The organism is Phormidium sp. CCY1219 (assembly GCF_055795085.1).
The window spans coordinates 1-518 of the sequence record NZ_JAYFEQ010000511.1; the positions used below are offsets into that span (position 1 = coordinate 1).

Sequence of the window (518 nt, forward strand, 5' to 3'; positions counted from 1 at the left end):
GGGATAATCCAGGGTTTGACTTTCTCGGTTTTAATATCCGACAATACATAGTTGGAAAATACAAAACCAGAAGGAATGCCCACGGGGACCCCTTAGGCTTCAAAACTATAATCAAACCCAGCAATCAAGCCATCAAGACCCACTACAAGAAACTAAAAGAGATAGTAGACTCCCACAGCGCAGCACCGCAAGAGGGGCTAATAAGACACCTCAACCCGGTCATCAGAGGGTGGAGCAACTACTACTCAACAGTAGTGTCCAAGGAAGTTTTCTATCAAATGGATAGCTCGTTATATTGGAAGCTAACCAGATGGGGATACCGAAGACACTCCAACAAAAGTAAAGAATGGGTAGCCAAGAAATACTGGCAAACAATAGGGAATCGGCAATGGACATTTGCAACACGAGCGGAATCAAACCCCATCAAATTGCGATACCACTCCGAGACTCCAATTGTCAGACACGTTAAAGTCAAAGGTGAGGCCAGTCCATATGACGGCAATCTCAAATACTGGAGT

The 518-nt window shown here is 44.8% G+C and carries 1 protein-coding gene; it reads left to right on the forward strand.

What is annotated here, in order from left to right; translation table 11 throughout:
* Nucleotides 1-131: 131 nt before the first annotated feature.
* The coding region (locus AC0QH1_RS13530) for a group II intron maturase-specific domain-containing protein (RefSeq protein ID WP_324631684.1) at nucleotides 132-518 on the forward strand (387 nt) is incomplete at its 3' end.